Source organism: Rhodopirellula sp. UBA1907 (assembly GCF_002337565.1).
Taxonomy (GTDB): Bacteria; Planctomycetota; Planctomycetia; order Pirellulales; family Pirellulaceae; genus Rhodopirellula; species Rhodopirellula europaea.
The window spans coordinates 59,559-60,138 of sequence record NZ_DDGH01000040.1 but is presented as its reverse complement, the minus strand read 5'-3'; the positions used below and the strand labels follow the sequence as shown (position 1 = coordinate 60,138).

Below are 580 nucleotides of genomic sequence, written 5' to 3'. Positions count from 1 at the left end.
TCGATCGTACTTGTTTGTCAAAACGATGATCTCGCTGGCAACCGGCATCGTATTTGGAATGGCACTTTGGTTGTTTGGCGTGCCGATGGCGCTCACGTTTGGGTTGTTGGCATTCTTGCTGAACTACATTCCCAACATCGGCCCAATTTTGGCCAGCATTTTGCCGCTGCCTTTCATCTTGTTGCATCCCGATGGCAGTTTGCTTTGGATGGTCAGTGCGATCGCGGTGACATGTTCGATTCAGGTCGCCAGCGGAAATTTGTTGGAACCAAAGCTGATGGGCAATTCGGCCGACTTGCACCCCGTGGTGATTCTGTTGGCACTGATGTTTTGGGGAACGTTGTGGGGTATCACCGGCATGTTCTTGGCGACGCCGATCACGGCAGCAATCAAGATCGCACTGGACCGAATGGATGTGACTCGTCCGGTGGCACGCGTCATGGCAGGGCGGTTGGGACCAAGTTCTAACGAATCGATCCCGGCAAGCTGACACTTGGAAGCTATGCCGCGATCTATCCTCGATAGACGTTTTTCGCCGTCGTGACGTAAGCGGGCTATTGATTGAATGAGCCGTACCGCG

Annotated in this window: 1 protein-coding gene; it reads left to right on the top strand. The window is 53.6% G+C overall.

Annotated features, from left to right (window positions below; all coding sequences use genetic code 11):
• Positions 1–490: AI-2E family transporter (locus tag B2R17_RS09020; RefSeq protein ID WP_286763728.1), on the top strand; the 490-nt coding region annotated here is incomplete at its 5' end.
• Between the last annotated feature and the right edge of the window lie 90 nt (positions 491–580).